The organism is Cedecea davisae (assembly GCF_044095835.1).
Lineage (GTDB): Bacteria > Pseudomonadota > Gammaproteobacteria > Enterobacterales > Enterobacteriaceae > Cedecea > Cedecea davisae.
This window is the reverse complement of the sequence record NZ_CP172054.1, coordinates 2,452,870-2,467,892: the sequence shown is the minus strand read 5'-3', so window position 1 is coordinate 2,467,892 and position 15,023 is coordinate 2,452,870. Positions and strand designations below refer to the sequence as shown.

Annotated in this window: 11 protein-coding genes; 7 read left to right on the top strand and 4 right to left on the bottom strand. The window is 51.7% G+C overall.

The annotated features are described in order from the left end of the window. The first annotated feature begins 7 nt into the window (after positions 1-7). Positions 8-2,038 carry a hypothetical protein gene (locus tag ACG1VR_RS11930; protein ID WP_395491041.1) on the top strand — a complete coding sequence of 677 codons (2,031 nt, stop codon included), beginning with the start codon at positions 8-10 and terminating at the stop codon, positions 2,036-2,038. After that, positions 1,977-2,906, top strand: coding sequence for a putative adhesin (locus tag ACG1VR_RS11925; RefSeq protein ID WP_395491040.1), 930 nt, complete (start codon positions 1,977-1,979; stop codon positions 2,904-2,906). Before ACG1VR_RS11930 ends, ACG1VR_RS11925 begins: the two co-directional genes overlap by 62 nt. Before the next feature lie 188 nt (positions 2,907-3,094). On the opposite strand, the gene pqqU is transcribed toward ACG1VR_RS11925, so the two are convergent. Continuing rightward, entirely contained in the window at positions 3,095-5,209 is a 2,115-nt protein-coding gene (gene pqqU, locus ACG1VR_RS11920) for a TonB-dependent receptor PqqU (protein ID WP_395491039.1), read from the bottom strand. Positions 5,210-5,467: 258 nt separating this feature from the next. Here pqqU and ACG1VR_RS11915 point away from each other — a divergent pair, with 258 nt between their 5' ends. The 3 genes from ACG1VR_RS11915 to ACG1VR_RS11905 are packed head-to-tail and all read left to right on the top strand — an operon-like array spanning position 5,468 to position 7,279. Further along, positions 5,468-6,028 (top strand): fasciclin domain-containing protein, encoded by a 561-nt coding sequence (locus ACG1VR_RS11915; RefSeq protein ID WP_016536423.1) that lies wholly within the window; start codon positions 5,468-5,470, stop codon positions 6,026-6,028. Positions 6,029-6,071: 43 nt separating this feature from the next. After that, positions 6,072-6,626 (top strand): RNA polymerase sigma factor, encoded by a 555-nt coding sequence (locus tag ACG1VR_RS11910; RefSeq protein WP_016536424.1) that lies wholly within the window; start codon positions 6,072-6,074, stop codon positions 6,624-6,626. Beyond that, entirely contained in the window at positions 6,623-7,279 is a 657-nt protein-coding gene (locus ACG1VR_RS11905; protein WP_395491038.1) for an anti-sigma factor domain-containing protein, read from the top strand. Before ACG1VR_RS11910 ends, ACG1VR_RS11905 begins: the two co-directional genes overlap by 4 nt. 44 nt (positions 7,280-7,323) lie before the next feature. On the opposite strand, the gene ansP is transcribed toward ACG1VR_RS11905, so the two are convergent. Both ansP and ACG1VR_RS11895 read right to left on the bottom strand, forming a co-directional pair. Continuing rightward, on the bottom strand, positions 7,324-8,772 hold the full coding sequence (gene ansP / locus ACG1VR_RS11900) for an L-asparagine permease (protein WP_395491037.1): 1,449 nt from the start codon (positions 8,770-8,772) through the stop codon (positions 7,324-7,326). A gap of 280 nt (positions 8,773-9,052) precedes the next feature. Beyond that, on the bottom strand, positions 9,053-10,216 hold the full coding sequence (locus ACG1VR_RS11895; RefSeq protein ID WP_395491036.1) for a hypothetical protein: 1,164 nt from the start codon (positions 10,214-10,216) through the stop codon (positions 9,053-9,055). Between the two features lie 324 nt (positions 10,217-10,540). On the opposite strand from ACG1VR_RS11895, the gene ACG1VR_RS11890 reads away from it, so the two are divergent. Continuing rightward, entirely contained in the window at positions 10,541-11,443 is a 903-nt protein-coding gene (locus tag ACG1VR_RS11890; RefSeq protein WP_172569986.1) for a DMT family transporter, read from the top strand. Positions 11,444-11,526: 83 nt separating this feature from the next. After that, the gene (locus ACG1VR_RS11885; protein WP_016536430.1) at positions 11,527-11,877 is read left to right on the top strand and encodes an MmcQ/YjbR family DNA-binding protein; all 351 of its coding nucleotides are present in this window, start codon (positions 11,527-11,529) and stop codon (positions 11,875-11,877) included. Here ACG1VR_RS11885 and ACG1VR_RS11880 read toward each other — a convergent pair. Further along, on the bottom strand, positions 11,874-14,945 hold the full coding sequence (locus tag ACG1VR_RS11880; protein ID WP_395491035.1) for a beta-galactosidase: 3,072 nt from the start codon (positions 14,943-14,945) through the stop codon (positions 11,874-11,876). The genes ACG1VR_RS11885 and ACG1VR_RS11880 overlap by 4 nt on opposite strands. Positions 14,946-15,023 lie beyond the last annotated feature (78 nt).

Below are 15,023 nucleotides of genomic sequence, written 5' to 3'. Positions count from 1 at the left end.
TATTTACATGGAAAAAGGCTTAATCATGCCAGTATCAGCGCCGCAGCACAGAGTTTCAGCCGGAGCTTACCAGAAAAAACTTCACGATAATTTCAGGGTAAATTCCACAATAAAGACCCAGGACATAAACCCGGACCGCTCTGGCATTCCGGATGAAATACGCAATGTAGGAAGCAGCATCAACAGAGTAGTCAATTCCTACGAAGAGCTAAGCAGACCATCATACCAGGCTACAGCGCCGCGGCAGGGCATAGCCGCACCGCTGTTGTTGCTGTTGAGTCAGGTAAGACTTGATGCTATCCCGTTTTCAACTGACCTACTGAGATTTCCGGCAGCGGAGGCATCGCCGCTGCCGCTGGCTGAAACAAAATCAACCATGGCAGCAGATATCTTCCGGGATTTGAAAAGCGATGGCTATATTGTTACAGGCGATCGGAAGCAGAGCGAATTAATTTCCAGCCTGGTAAAGTATTGGGTCTCTGACGGGCAACTGACCGCAGATGAAAGCGGAGATACTGAACTGTGGCTTAGGTCGGAAGCCGCCGGCATGCCGATGGTTGTTGCCCGCCTTGATAATGAGAGTTCGGGCACCACCCGCACGAGACGGGCTCTGGTCGAAGAGTCTGACCCTGGAACTGGAGAACATATAAAAGAACACTGCGCATTTGAAGAAGACATACTTAATGCAAGGGGGGAGAACCAGGGAAAGCTGCTTTTATTCGAGGCCCAAAGGGCCGAAAATCCGTTTCGCATGATATATGATGATACTGATGGAGGCCCCTCTCCGGAAGCCCGTGGCGTTGCAAATGGCCTTAACATAGTTGCCGGCATTCTTACGCTGGGAATTTTGCCCTTATTCGGGGGACTTATAGCAAACGCCAAACGACGGGAATATTATCAGAACAAAGGGGATGAAATTTGTGCAGAACGATTCAGAAGGTTGTTTATTGCGGAAGTGGCAACGTCTCTTGATGTGGACGGGCTGACATTTGCGCAGCGGGGAGGTACCGGGAAAGTGAAACCATCAGAACTTTTCCACGCTTTGCCGGAACAAGAGAGGGCTGCCTTTTATACCCGTAACCCACACTCCGGCATCAGAAAGGAAATTCTGCTGGAGCTGAAACAGGGAAATGGAGCAATAAATGATAATGGACGCAAGGTTTATCTCAAACCAACTGATAAAACAAATGAATTCACAACATATTACCCTGATGCGGTAAATCCGGAGTTACTGGACAGGCGAGTTATTGTTGATGAAAGTAATATGTCATGGCGTTATGCGGATAGTTTTGACTCATCGGGTCTCAATGTCGAAATCAGTGAAGGAAAGCGACAGGTAAGACTGCATGGTGAAAACTATGAACTTCAGCAGAATGCTGTCGGTAAATATGAAATCGTTGTAAATAAAGAATCAGAGGTGAGGAAGTTTATTCCGATTTATATGGAGCCATTATCACGGACATGGCACCTCAGCACGCATAATGAACACTCTGTATTCAGCAACAAACAAATTAATACCATTACAGAAATAAAAGTAAAAAAAGAAAATGGATTTTATTATACCCGCAGAGGAAACAATAATCAGAACTACTACGGGAATGGTAATATATATGTACAGGAACAAATAGGTGACTACAATCGCTATCCCTGGGGGCGTTATGTTGAAATGAACGGTGAACTGGTTCCAGTTAAAGAAATGATAACACCGGGACATGGTTCCCATTATGAAGTGTACGACCGGTCGTTTCCTGAGAAAAAAGGCCATCGGATTGAGTGGGATGGTGAACGCTGGTTATTTGAGCGAAAAACATCTGCTCATGTATCTGAAGATTTAGAGAAAATAATTGATCCCGAAATTGTTGTTGCGAAAGTGGACGTGGGAAAAATTTCGGCCCCTGACCATCAGGGGTTAAGATATGATGCTGATGAAAATAGATATATTAAAATCGATAATAACTTTGTTAATGTTTATAAACATGAGCAGTTATATTGCATCAGAAAAAATAATGGTGATAATTTATTTATTTATTTATTTTAAGAAAGATGAGTTCTTTTTGCATGGGAATAAGATTACAGATAGATTTGATGCCAGAAAGCTAGCGAACATAGATATATCCGCACTTGGCGTTCACTCTGTTCCAAATTATAAAAATATTTACATTACAGATAATGGCAGTCTTTATATAAAGTTAAACGGTGAACATTATCCAGTCGAGTTTATGGGTAAGGATAGACGAGTGGTTCTTATTGGCTCACCAAATGAAGTTCGCTTTGCCTGCATATATGGGGTGGGGGATGGTAGCATAAAAAATATCGATGAATACCTTGACCAGTCCATTTTGACATATCATGGAGATACCGGGTTGTATATCAGCACTGATATGGTAACAGAAAAAGCGCAGGTTATGAAATATGATAAAAACAAAAACAATTTGGTTAACACTCATGCTATCTCGATACATGATATAAATAAACAACTAAATAAAATAGAGTTCAAAAACTTTGATCTGTACATTCCTAAAAAAACGTCCCGCGATGTATACCTTGCAGCACATGCTGCACAGGATATTAATCTTTTCAGTCGAATACCTGATAACCTCGAATTAAAATTCTATACAGAGAAAGGGAGGTCTCTTTATGGCCATGTTGATGATTTGCAAGATTTAGTGAATGGAAAATTTAATACGGTAGAAACAAAAAACGGAGGTGAGTACATTGAGGCTTACGATATAGCTTTTGATCATGATTCACAAATTAATTACGCTAAGTTAGCGGTTGAATCAAATAAAATTATTATAAAGATTAAAGATCATGGTGAGGTGACGTTGAAAAATTTACTCCGCGATATATCTTCTCTGTCTGATGAAGATAAAACGCTTCATCTGTATATGTGCCGATCGTTTTAAAGCTTCCGCTGACGCCTCTTTTAATGTCAGCGTTAAGCTACTCACCGCATAGATGACGTGTCAAAGTCCTTCGGCAGGTGAACGTGATTTCTCAAAACGAATGTCCGACTCGCCAGATTTTGAGTCGGGCATCCATCATCAAATCCTGTTCTATATCGCCCCTCCGGGTTTAGCCGAAGGGGAGATGATTACTGGAAGCTGTAGCTCAGGTTAACGCCCACGCCATAATTACGGCCCGGAGCCGGTTCAAAATAGCGACCGTTTCCTTCGTTTACAATCACCGAACCAACATAATCCCGATCAAACAGATTATCTACCCGGCCCCAGACGTCCAGCAGCCAGTTTTGCTTCACATGCAATTTGTAGCCGGTATTCAGTGAGGCGGTGGTATAAGTTGGCGCATTTGCATCGTTCTGGTCGTCGGCCTGAATATCGCTCATATAGCGCACATCTGCTCCGGCGTACCAGCCTTCTTCCGGGGCGTATTCCAGAGAGGCATAGCCCATATTGCGTGCGATGCCCGGCATGCGGTTGCCATTACAGTCACTCGCCCCGCAGGCGTTACTGCGGTACGTCGCATCAAGGTAAGTCCATGCCATTTTCATGCGCCAGTCATAGCCGAACTGCTGGTCAAGCGACAGCTCAAGCCCGCGCCTGCGAGTTTCTCCGGCATTTTTGTAGGTTGTGCGACCGCCGCTGCTTTGATCGACAACGATCTCGTTATCGGTATCGGTCTGGAACAGGGCCGCGGTGAAGAGGCCGTTGCCTATGCGGTTTTTACTGCCAACCTCAAAGGTGTTGCTGGTGGACGGTTTGAGGCCAAAGTTAAGCCCGGATTCGCCGTTATCGCGGTAGGAGAGTTCATTGATTGTCGGCGTTTCAAAGCCGCGCCCCGCTGAGGTGTAAACATTCCACCCGTCGTTTATCGCGTATTTGAGCGAGGCCGCAGGTAGCCATTTATGGTAGCTGGCGTCGCCGCTGTCATCCCCGTTTTTACCGACGATGTAATGGTCGTTTGAGTCGAAATAGACCGAGCTGTAGCGCACGCCCGCATCGAGGCTAAGTTTGTCGGTTAACTGCCATGCGGTTTGCAGATACGGATCGAGATTCCACATCAGGTTGCGCTCATTGCGGCGCAGATTACCCTTTTCACCGAATACCGGTGCGCCGTTTTCAACCACAAAATTCTCGTAGCCTTTGCGCTTTTCGGTCATCGTTTCATAGTCCAGACCGGTGGTGAAGGTCACCGGAACCACGCCCAGATCGCCGGTGTGCGTCCAGCGCGTATCAATCCCCTGATAGTGCCTCGCGAGCTGAATAACGCCGCCGGGGTGGGTCTGGTTTTTCTGCGGAGCCAGCGGGATTGACTGATATTGCGTGGTTTCTCGCACGCCCGCGTACATCATCACGCTTAAATCATCGTGCTCGCTGAGCTGGCGCTCGTAGCGAAGGCCACCCTGAGTCTGTTTGGTGGTTTTGCGGGTGTTGTACTGATCTGCTCGCGGAGCCTGGCGCGGGTTATCCCGCCATTCCTGCTCCGTCAGGCCGCCCGGGTCATTGGCATCGATATCCACGCTGTTAAACATCAGAGTCAGCTTGCTGGCGTCATCCAGGCGAACGCCCAATTTCGCATTGCCGAGATTTTTCTGGGCGCTGCTGTGGTCGCGATAGCCGTGGGTGGTGAACCTGGAAGCTGAAATCGCGTAGTCCACGTCTCCGGCGTGGGTGCCGTCGCCGGTGGAGCCTGTTGCTTTCACGCTGTTGCGCCAGCTGCCGAAACTGCCGTAATAGCTGCTGGCTTCCAGGGTTGGCGGCTGGGTTCCGGTTTGGGTTTTAACGTTTACCACGCCGCCGGAAGCGTTGCCGTAAAGCGCAGAGAATGGCCCACGCAGCACTTCAACACTTTCCACGCTGTTCAGGTCAATATTCGAAGTTTGCCCCTGTCCGTCGGGCATGGTTGCGGGAATACCGTCAACATACATGCGCACTCCGCGCACGCCGTACATCGAGCGCGAGCCAAAGCCGCGAACCGAGAGCTGCAAGTCCTGGGCATAGTTCTGGCGATTTTGTATCTGTAGCCCCGGCACGCTGCTAAGGCTTTCGGAAAGATTTATCCGCGGAGCAGCCAGGCGCATATCGTCGCCATTTACCACGCTAACCGCCGCTGGCGTATCCAGTTCTGAGACGGTAGCCGGTTTTGCCGTAACCAGCAGGGTGGTTTCGTCGCTTTTAGCCGTTTCGGCGGCGTGGGCAAAGCAGGGCGTAAGAGCCGGGATTAAAAGAAGAGGGAACGCGGTTTTCATTCTGTGAGGCTTGTTTTTCAGGGCTATTTTCATCAGGAAGTGTTTTGCGGCTGGCGCCAGTTATTCTGGACAGGAAGGGTATATGTTAGTGGTTGTGTGTAAATTTTGAAAATTATTAGCGCACGTAACGTTAACTATTGGTTGCGAGTGATGAAAAAGAGGGCAAAATTTTTTTTAAAATTGCTGCATCCGGCGGGAGTACCTCAAACGTATATCCAGTTGTGAGCAACTTTTGCTCCTACAACTGAGGAATTCAAAATGAACAAATACTTTGCTTCTGCCGTGTGTGCTTCCGCTTTTTTCAGCACTATCAGCATTGCCGCGATGAATAATGACTCAGTCATGGTCGGCGGTGCGGCTATGTATCCCTCAAAAAATATCGTTGAAAACGCCGTGAACTCCAAAGACCACACCACGCTGGTTGCGGCAGTTAAGGCGGCGGGCCTGGTGGATACCCTGGAGAGCAAAGGGCCGTTTACCGTATTTGCACCTACCGATGCGGCGTTTGCCAAACTCCCGGCTGGAACAGTGAGTAATCTCGTAAAACCTGAAAATAAAGCCACGCTGACTTCTATCCTTACCTATCACGTTGTTGCCGGAAGGTACGACATGAAAGCGCTGGAGAAAAAAATTCAGCAGGGCGGCGGGCACGCGGAACTGAAAACCGTTAACGGCCAGCCGCTGTGGATTATGAGCAACGGCCCGCACAATATTCAGCTTAAAGACGGCAAAGGAAACATTGCCAATATCAGCACTTATGACGTTAATCAGAAAAATGGCGTAATCGATGTTATTGATACCGTACTGATGCCGAAGTGAGTGTCTATACTCGATTCAGGCTTGTTGCCCGGTCGGGAACTCTATGGATAAAACTCTGGTAGAACAGCAGGTAAAATTGATGCAGGCGGTCGCGGAAGGCGACCGTCGCGCATTTGAGCAACTTTATCGTCAGACTTCGTCCCATCTTTTTGCCGTGGCGCTGCGTACCGTTCAGCGCCGCTCCTGGGCAGAAGAGTGCCTGCATGACGCATTCCTTACGGTATGGAACCGGGCTTCAGGTTACGACCCTGCGTTAAGCTCTCCGGTCACCTGGCTTACCCATATCGTGCGTAACCGCTGTATTGACTGGTTGCGCAGCGGGCAGTCTCGCGCGGCAAATCAGGAAGATGAATTGAGCGATCAAACGCCGGATGTTGAAGAGCAGCAGGATAACGGCTGGTGCGATGAACAGCAGGCCAGCCGACTGCGTGGCTGCCTCGACGGACTAAGCAGTGAGCAACGGCAAAGCGTGGTGCTGGCCTATTATCAGGGCATGTCCCACGGCGATATCGCCGACTGGCTTCAACAGCCGCTCGGCACGGTTAAAAGCTGGATCCGCAGGGCGCTGGATCATCTGAAGGATTGTGTCGGCCTATGAACAGCAGCCAAAAAAGAGATAACGCCCTTGCCGCCGAATATGCCCTCGGCACGCTGCGCGGCAATGCGCGTTTACGGTTTGAAAAGCGCCTTCGGCTTGAGCCGGAGCTTGCCGCCGTGACGGGCCGCTGGCAGACGCTGCTGGGCGGGCTGGACAGCCATCTTGCCCCACAGCAGCCGCCCGAAAGCGTGTGGAAGAAAATTCAGCTTAGCCTGCCGCCGGAGCGCAGCAATGAGCGTTCACGCTGGAGCTGGAACTATCTCGGCTGGGCACTGGCCGCCGGTATTGCGGCCGTGGCGCTGGTGCCTTATTTCAGCAGCAAAGCGCCGGAACTGGCTCCGCTGGTGGTGCTTAACGGCGCGCACCAGCAGGGGCAGTGGCTGGTTAGTGCAGACAGCGAACGTAAAACCCTTAGCCTGACGCCGCTCCAGACGGCGGCGATTTCCGCCAACAATAGTCTACAGCTGTGGGCTATTCCGGTGGGGGCGAAGCCGGTTTCTCTGGGGCTGCTGGATAGCAGAGCACAGAGCAAAGTGGGTAACGGAGGCGTGACGTTGTCACGTGGGGTGACTATCGCCATCAGCCTTGAGCCGCAGGGCGGTTCGCCAACGGGTCAGCCAACCGGGCCGGTGGTGTATAGCGGAGTGCTGTAGCGATTAATCCTCTCCCGGCGGGGAGAGGATTGGGGTAAGGCGGGTTACTCGTGGTGATCGTGAACTTGCTGAGCCACTTCATGCACGCGTTTGCGCGCCCCGAACCAGCCCAGAGTCAGCAGCACACCCAGTACCGGAATAGACGCGATGGTGTAGGTGCCGTTCGGGTAGTCGAGCGCCATCAGCACCAGAACGCCAAGCAGGAACAGCAGCGTCAGCCATGAGGTAAACGGTGCACCCGGCAGCTTGAAGCTTACTTCTTCCGCTTTTCCTTCTTTAATCGCTTTGCGCAGGCGAATCTGGCACAGCACGATAAACGCCCAGGAAGTGATAATGCCGAGCGAAGCGACGTTCAGCACAATCTCGAACACCTGAGAAGGAACCAGATAGTTGAGGAATACGCCAATAACGTAGACGCCGCTGGTTACCAGAATACCGGCATACGGCACCTGGTTCTTGCTCATCTTCGACATAAATTGCGGAGCGGAGCCGCCCATCGACATAGAGCGTAGAATACGCCCGGTGCAGTACAGCCCCGAGTTCAGGCTGGAAAGCGCCGCCGTCAGCACCACGATGTTCATCACGTCGCCGATGTACGGTACGCCAAGCTTCGAGAAGAAGGTAACAAACGGGCTTTGGCCTGCCTGGTAGGCGTTCCACGGCAGCAAGAGCACCAGCAGCACCACCGAGCCCACGTAGAACAGGCCGATACGCCAGATAACGCTGTTAATTGCCTTGGGCACCATGGTTTTCGGGTCTTTACATTCCCCGGCGGCGGTGCCTACCAGCTCGATGGAGGCAAAAGCGAATACCACGCCCTGTACCAGTACCAGTGCAGGCAACAGTCCATGCGGGAACAGCCCGCCGTTGTCGGTTATCAGGTGGAAACCGGTAGTGTTGCCGTCGATAGGTTTGCCGGTGCCGAGGAAGATGGTGCCGACAATCAGGAAGGCGACAATCGCCAGCACTTTGATTAGCGCAAACCAGAACTCCATTTCGGCGAACCACTTCACGCCAATCATGTTCATGGCGGCGACCACGGCCAGCGCACCCAGGGCGAATATCCACTGCGGGACATCGCCAAACGTGCCCCAGTAGTGCATGTAGAGCGCAACGGCGGTGATATCCACGATGCCGGTCATCGCCCAGTTGACGAAGTACATCCAGCCGCAAACGTAGGCCGCTTTTTCGCCGAGAAATTCACGGGTATAAGAGACGAAGCTGCCGCTCGACGGGCGGTGAATAACCAGCTCGCCCAGCGCACGCAGAATGAAGAAAGAGAAGATACCGCAAACTAAGTAGATTAGCGCCAGCGCGGGGCCGGCTGCCTGCAGGCGGGCGCCTGCGCCGAGGAACAGGCCGGTGCCGATAGCGCCGCCGATGGCAATCATCTGTACGTGGCGGTTGCCCATCGCCTGGTGATAGCCCGAGTCCTGTGAATTTAACCAACGCCTTTTGGCGGCGCGGTGTTCCGCTTCAGTCTTTGTTTTCATTGAGATTCCTGTCTGCCTTTGAGTTAAAAAGCGCCGTCCTTTTCCGCCCGTTAATTCTGGCTGCGGAGGCCGTGAAAAAGAGGGCGAGGAATCCTGGCAGAAAATTGAATGAGAAGCAAAATTACAAACTTGCCATTTTACTGATGATATTCAGTAGCTGTGACGCGGGTAACATTCTCAGACTTGAGGCGTTATCCAGCCTGTTCTGAATGGGGGATGTAGCGGCAGTCGTTTTGCATTCTTACTGCCGCTTCGCGATTAGTTATAGAGGATTGTGGGATCAGTAAGGCAGCAGGCTGGCGTTATCTGACGGTTTTACTTCTTTCAGTACGACTTTGTTGATGCCGCTGGCTCCGGCTGGCACTATCCTGGTGACTTTGAAGTTTGCCAGCGGAGAATAAATTTTTTCTTCTTCGGTCACGCTATTACCGAATGAAAGTCCGTTAGCCACAAAGATCCCTCTCGAGCTGTTGCCCTCAACCTCAAACATGACTTTTACCGCATCTTTGCTGTCGTTGGCGAATTCTTTGGCCACGTTGGCGCTCTTTGAAGTGGAGAAAAACTGGCCCAGCTTATAGGTCTGGCCGTTGGTGAGGGCATTAAAACCGGCCTGCGTCATTCCCTGCCCACGGTGTGTTTTAATGGTTTCACCGCCCGGTGTGTACCACGCTTTAGCGCCAGCTTTGACCAGCGAACTGAGGTTAGTCGAACAGGCATTAATGGTGTTTTTTATATCTTTATTCCCGCCGGAGAAAATATCATCGCCTTTGCTTCTTTGGTACTCGGCGATAACTTTGCTGCCGCTCAGGCTGCCCGGTGTTTTTGACTGCCCGGACTGGTAGCGCGCCTCGGTATTTAACGCTTTGCAGCCTGCATCACTTTGATAAATAAGTGAGAATTCCTGCCTGGTTTTTTTTGTTTGCGGGTCAACACTGTCTGTGCCGGTTTTAGCGGTACTCACGTTCCCCAGCTTTCCGTCTTTAATCTGCATAATCCTGACGTCTTTGAGTTCGGCTTCTTTATGCCCAAGATCCTGCCTCAGGGAGGTGAGTTCTGCTTTGTCGTTTTTGATCTCCGAAGAAACGATGGAAATTGCCTTTGAGGCGGAGACTTCTTTGCCCGGCACGCCGAGCTTTGATGCCGCATCCGCGCGTTCCTTTTGGTAGCGACTACCGCTGAATAGAGCATTTCCTGAACCGGGTTTGAAGTTATTGCCTTTTAGTCTGATGCTGGCGTCCCCGCCGTGCTTATCCGAGATGGCATTGAGCGTATTGAGTGATGATTGGTTACTTTTGATTGACGTATCTAATTTATCAATCGAGTTTTTGACGCCTCTGATCTCCGAACCCAGCGTACGTTCTTTATTTTGCAGCTCCGCTTTTGCCGGCTGCAAAGACTGGCTTGAGATGTGTGTAGGACGATTATTATTGACACTCATATTCATAGGTGTGTTCTCTTTAAAGGTAAAAGGCAAAAAAAATTACTCAACGATATATTTTTTCCGATAATGCGTTAGTTAATGTTGGAAAGCTTTCAAGAAACGCTTCTGAAAGGGCGAGAAAGGAGCGGAGGCATAACGAAGGTGAGTCTTAAAAATCGCATGTAGCTCTTTACCTGCTTACCCCAAATCTTGCTAACTCGTGCCTGAAGACGAAAAACTTGTTTGTTTACCCGGGCGTCTGGTTTACAGTCGCCACCAGGCTTAATGCTTGTAAGGTCTTATTACACATAGAAAAAACAAGTTCTTTTTACAGGGGAAGGATAGAGCATGCGAGCATCAGATTATCTCCGATTGTTGTTTCTTGCCGCGGTATGGGGCGCCAGTTTTCTCTTTATGAAAATAGCCGCGCCGGAGTTTGGCGCTATTAATACGGCGTTTTTAAGGGTCTTTTTCGGATTTTTTGGGCTGGCCGTTATTCTCTTTATTCTGAAATCATCCTTTAACTTTGACGGCAAGTTTCGCTCCGCGCTTGTGCTGGGAGCAATAAACTCCGGGCTGCCATTTTTTATGTATTGCCTTGCTGCACAACTGTTACCCGCAGGGTATTCGGCAATCTTAAATGCAACAACTCCGTTAATGGGTGCGATCGTCGGCTTTTCCTTCTTTGGCGAGAAGCTTAGCGCCAGAAAATGGGTCGGCGTGGTGCTGGGGCTGGCGGGGATAATGGTCATCACCTCAGTCGGCGATACTCATTCAACTAACGAGAAGATCTTTGGCATCATTGCCTGCCTGGTGGCGACTACCTGCTACGGCGTTGCCGGGTTCTTAACCCGCCGCTGGATCTCTGATAAAGGCGGGCTTGATCCTAAAATTGTCGCTTTTGGCAGCCAGGTTGGCGCGACGCTGTTCCTGCTTCCATTCTTTGCCTGGAGCGTAAGCACAGGCCCAACCATAAACTGGATGCAGGGTAATGTGTGGCTAAGCGTGCTTGGGCTCGGTATTATTTGTACCGCCGTTGCCTATATTTTTTATTTCCGCTTAATTGCTGATATTGGGCCACTGCGTAGCCTGACGGTGACTTTTTTAATCCCTCCTTTTGGCGTCTTATGGGGATACCTGATTCTAAACGAGACCATCAGCGAAGGGTTTATCATCGGCGCGCTGATTGTCTGTGTTTCAGTCTGGCTGGTTATCAGCCCGGAAAAGAAAAGGGTAGCCGTAAACGGTTAGCCGTTGCGGCAGAGCCCCCTCTAATGGCGTTATAATCGGAGCGTGCAGGCACCCGGTTTCTGGCACGCATTCAAGGAGAAACGATGAAACGTGAAGCCCTCTTTGCCGCCGTATTTGAAAAATACCAGGTTGAGCCTGACTATCCGTGGGATAAATTTAAGGATTACGCTGTGTTGCGTCACCGCTACAAAAGAAAGTGGTTTGGCGTGGTGCTGAGCATTTCTGGGGCGAAACTCGGACTCGAGAGCGATGAGATAGTAGATATCGTTAACGTTAAGGTGATGCCCTCGGCGGTGGGCTCGTTAAGAATGCAGCCGGGCATATTGCCCGGCTATCATATGAATAAAGAGCACTGGATAACGGTGCTGCTGGATAAGGTGCCCGATGAAGATATCCTCGGGCTGCTTGATGAAAGCTTTAGCCTGACCCGCTAATTGCGTTTCCAGCTTATCGCATAACAGTAACGCGAGCCGGAAAGCAGAAACTCCGGCGAGACGCTGGGGCTCCAGGAGTCGTCGCCCCCGACGCCCATATGGAAGCCGTCGATATTCAGCCAGCAACCTGCCTCCTCTTTAAGCAGATGGCGGTGAGTAGCTTCGCGCAGTTGGCGCTGGCTGTAACGGCTTATACCGAACTGGAAATTACCGCTTAGCCGGTTCTCACCATACTCAAGCAACGTTGTGCCGCAGCGAAGGCCGTTTTCACCCGGAAAGACGTATGGCGTATACATGGCCGCAAGCGGCTGCGTCCAGCGGTCGTAGTGCGCAGAGCTTTGGCGGTCGGGGTAGTTTTCGTGCGGGCCAAGCCCCTGCCAGCTAACCTCCGGTTCAATCTCTGCCAGCTGGCAGCTCAGGCCAATTCGCGCCGGAGCCGGAATGCCGCAGGCAACCTCAACGTCCACGCTAATATGCAGTTCGCCCTCGCAGTCCATACGGTAGCTTTTTCGGCTAATAAACTGCGTGCAGCCGTTGCCCCGGAAAGCATGTTCGCTACGAATCAGGACTTCCTTGCCCAACGAGAAGGCTTCAAAGCCGAGCAGTTCAGTCGTAAGGCTATACATACCGGCCGCCTTCCAGCGCTCTACCCAGGCATTCGGATCGATATGCGCGGCTTCGCTGATGCCGATATCGTTATCCAACGGGGCACGAGTGAAGTTATCCTCAAGCGGCGTAAGAAGAACGGGACGCTGATGGCTAAGCCACTGGCAAAACAGGCCGCTTGTGCGCTCAAAGCGCCAGTGTTGCTCGCCGTGGAATACCTCCGCATAGCGCTCATCCATTTGCAGGACGGGTGCAATACCCGGTTTGCCGCTCTGCGGGGCGGCCAGCGTTGACGGCAACTGCCATTGATCTTTAGCGCAAATATGACCGGCATCGCTCCAGGCCGTAGCGGCCACCTGCCGCACTTCGACATTGAGCCAAAGCTGCCCGCTGCGGCTAACTTCCGGCAGGCTTAACTCAATAATCCGGGTTTCCTGCGGTGGCAAGTCGAGCGAGTATTCTCCGCTTGCTAACGTTTCCCCCTCGCACTTCAGCGCCCAGAAAAGATGTTCGTTATCGCAGTGGCGGAACAAGTATTCGCTGGTCACTTCCAGCCGGTTGCCGGGCAAAAGCTGGAACTGGAAAAACTGCTGCGCCTGTTTTGCTTCGTACAACGCGGGGTGAGGCGTGCGGTCAGCAAACACCAGGCCGTTCATACAGAACTGACGATCGTTTGGCTTGTCGCCAAAGTCACCGCCGTAGGCCGCCCACGGCATACCGTTTTCATCGTAACGCGTGAGCGACTGGTCTACCCAGTCCCAGACAAAGCCGCCCTGCAGGCGAGGGTGCTGACGGAAGGCGTCCCAGTACTTGCTGAAGCCGCCGAGGCTGTTGCCCATGGCGTGGGCGTATTCGCACAAAATCAGCGGACGATTCTCTTCCGGCAGGCCAATCCACTTTTTAATCGACCACTTCGGCACCTGCGGGAAGGGCTGGTCCATATCAACTCGGGCATACATAGGGCAAACAATGTCGGTTGCCGCACTGTTTGCGCCGCCGCCTTCGTACTGCACCGGGCGGGTAGGATCGTTAGATTTAATCCAGCCGTAGAGCGCATCGTGATTGCTGCCGTGGCCGGACTCATTGCCCAGCGACCAGATAATTATCGACGGGTGGTTACGGTCTCGTTGCACCATGCGGGTGACGCGCTCGGCCATCGCCGGTAGCCAGCGTGCGTCTTCGCTCAGGCGGTTCATCGGCACCATGCCGTGGGTTTCAATGTTCGCTTCATCCACCACATAAAGCCCGTAGTAATCGCACAGGCGATACCAAAGTGGATGGTTAGGATAGTGGGAGCAGCGCACGGCGTTAAAGTTATGCTGCTTCATCAGCAGAATATCCCGGCGCATGGTTTCGACGTCCATCACCTGGCCGTTTTCCGGGTGATGCTCGTGGCGGTTGGTGCCGCGAAGCAGCAGCGGCTTGCCGTTAAGCTTTAATAATCCGCCGCTGATTTCAACTTTACGGAAGCCAACATCGCAGGCTTCGGCTTCAATGACATCATTCCCGCGTTTGAGCAGCACTACGGCGCGATAGAGGTTCGGTACCTCTGCGCTCCAGAGCAGCGGGCTTTGAACGGGCAGACGCAGGCAGGTACGGTCATTATAACTGCCGCGTTCGTCAATGATTTCGCTACCGATGGCCTGCTGATGAACGGCAATCAGTTGGTCTGCATACCAGAGCTGAACGGCAATTTCGCAGCCTGAAACCTCAGGCCCCTCAATCATTACCAACGCTTCTAATTCGGCACGGGTAAAGTCTTCATTTAAATGGGTCACCAGTCGGATATCGCTGATTCGGACATCCGGCTTATGCAATAGCGAAACGTCGCGGAAGATCCCGCTCATGCGCCACATATCCTGGTCTTCCAGATACGTGCCGTCGCTCCAGCGCAGCACCATAACCGCAATGCGGTTTTGGCCGGATTTTAACGCAGCGCTAAGGTCGAATTCTGAGGGAAGGCGGCTGTCCTGGGCGTAACCTATCCATATGCCGTTGCACCACAGATGAAAAGCCGAATTCACTCCGTCAAGCACGATGCGCGTTTGGCCGCTGCTTAACCACGCCTGTTCGATATCAAATACGAGCGAGTAACAACCGGTGGGATTCTCTTCCGGCACAAAAGGAGGGGTCACCGGGATTGGATAAGTAATGTTGGTATAAATCGGCGCATCGTAGCCCAGCATTTGCCAGTTAGAGGGCACGGGAATCTCTTTCGCATCCCCCTGGTCTTGCGTTAACCAACTTTCCGGCACCGACTCAGGGCGAGGAAAATAGCTAAACTGCCAGATGCCATTAAGCTTTTTAAGCGACGGTGACGGTGCATCGTTGCGCGCGGCTTCTGCACCTCGCCAGCTGGAAAAGGGGGGATGCGCTGCCAGCTGATTGAGCTGCGTAACCGCCGGAGATTCCCAGTCTCGCCGGGCAAGAATAGCGCTTAGTGATAGTGTTCTGTGACTCATTTCGCCGGGCCTCTTTTTTTACTGTCTACACAGTTCAGGGCAATATGTTGCCGAAAGCCGATGAAGTAAATAGGTGAC

Excerpts from the sequence above, each read along its gene's own strand:
- ACG1VR_RS11910 (WP_016536424.1), top strand. The coding sequence starts at position 6,072 with ATGGATAAAACTCTGGTAGAACAGCAGGTAAAATTGATGCAGGCGGTC.
- ACG1VR_RS11925 (WP_395491040.1), top strand. The coding sequence starts at position 1,977 with ATGAGCAGTTATATTGCATCAGAAAAAATAATGGTGATAATTTATTTA.
- ACG1VR_RS11915 (WP_016536423.1), top strand. The coding sequence starts at position 5,468 with ATGAACAAATACTTTGCTTCTGCCGTGTGTGCTTCCGCTTTTTTCAGC.
- ACG1VR_RS11905 (WP_395491038.1), top strand. The coding sequence starts at position 6,623 with ATGAACAGCAGCCAAAAAAGAGATAACGCCCTTGCCGCCGAATATGCC.
- ansP (WP_395491037.1), bottom strand. The coding sequence starts at position 8,772 with ATGAAAACAAAGACTGAAGCGGAACACCGCGCCGCCAAAAGGCGTTGG.
- pqqU (WP_395491039.1), bottom strand. The coding sequence starts at position 5,209 with ATGAAAACCGCGTTCCCTCTTCTTTTAATCCCGGCTCTTACGCCCTGC.
- ACG1VR_RS11895 (WP_395491036.1), bottom strand. The coding sequence starts at position 10,216 with ATGAATATGAGTGTCAATAATAATCGTCCTACACACATCTCAAGCCAG.
- ACG1VR_RS11890 (WP_172569986.1), top strand. The coding sequence starts at position 10,541 with ATGCGAGCATCAGATTATCTCCGATTGTTGTTTCTTGCCGCGGTATGG.
- ACG1VR_RS11930 (WP_395491041.1), top strand. The coding sequence starts at position 8 with ATGGAAAAAGGCTTAATCATGCCAGTATCAGCGCCGCAGCACAGAGTT.
- ACG1VR_RS11885 (WP_016536430.1), top strand. The coding sequence starts at position 11,527 with ATGAAACGTGAAGCCCTCTTTGCCGCCGTATTTGAAAAATACCAGGTT.
- ACG1VR_RS11880 (WP_395491035.1), bottom strand. The coding sequence starts at position 14,945 with ATGAGTCACAGAACACTATCACTAAGCGCTATTCTTGCCCGGCGAGAC.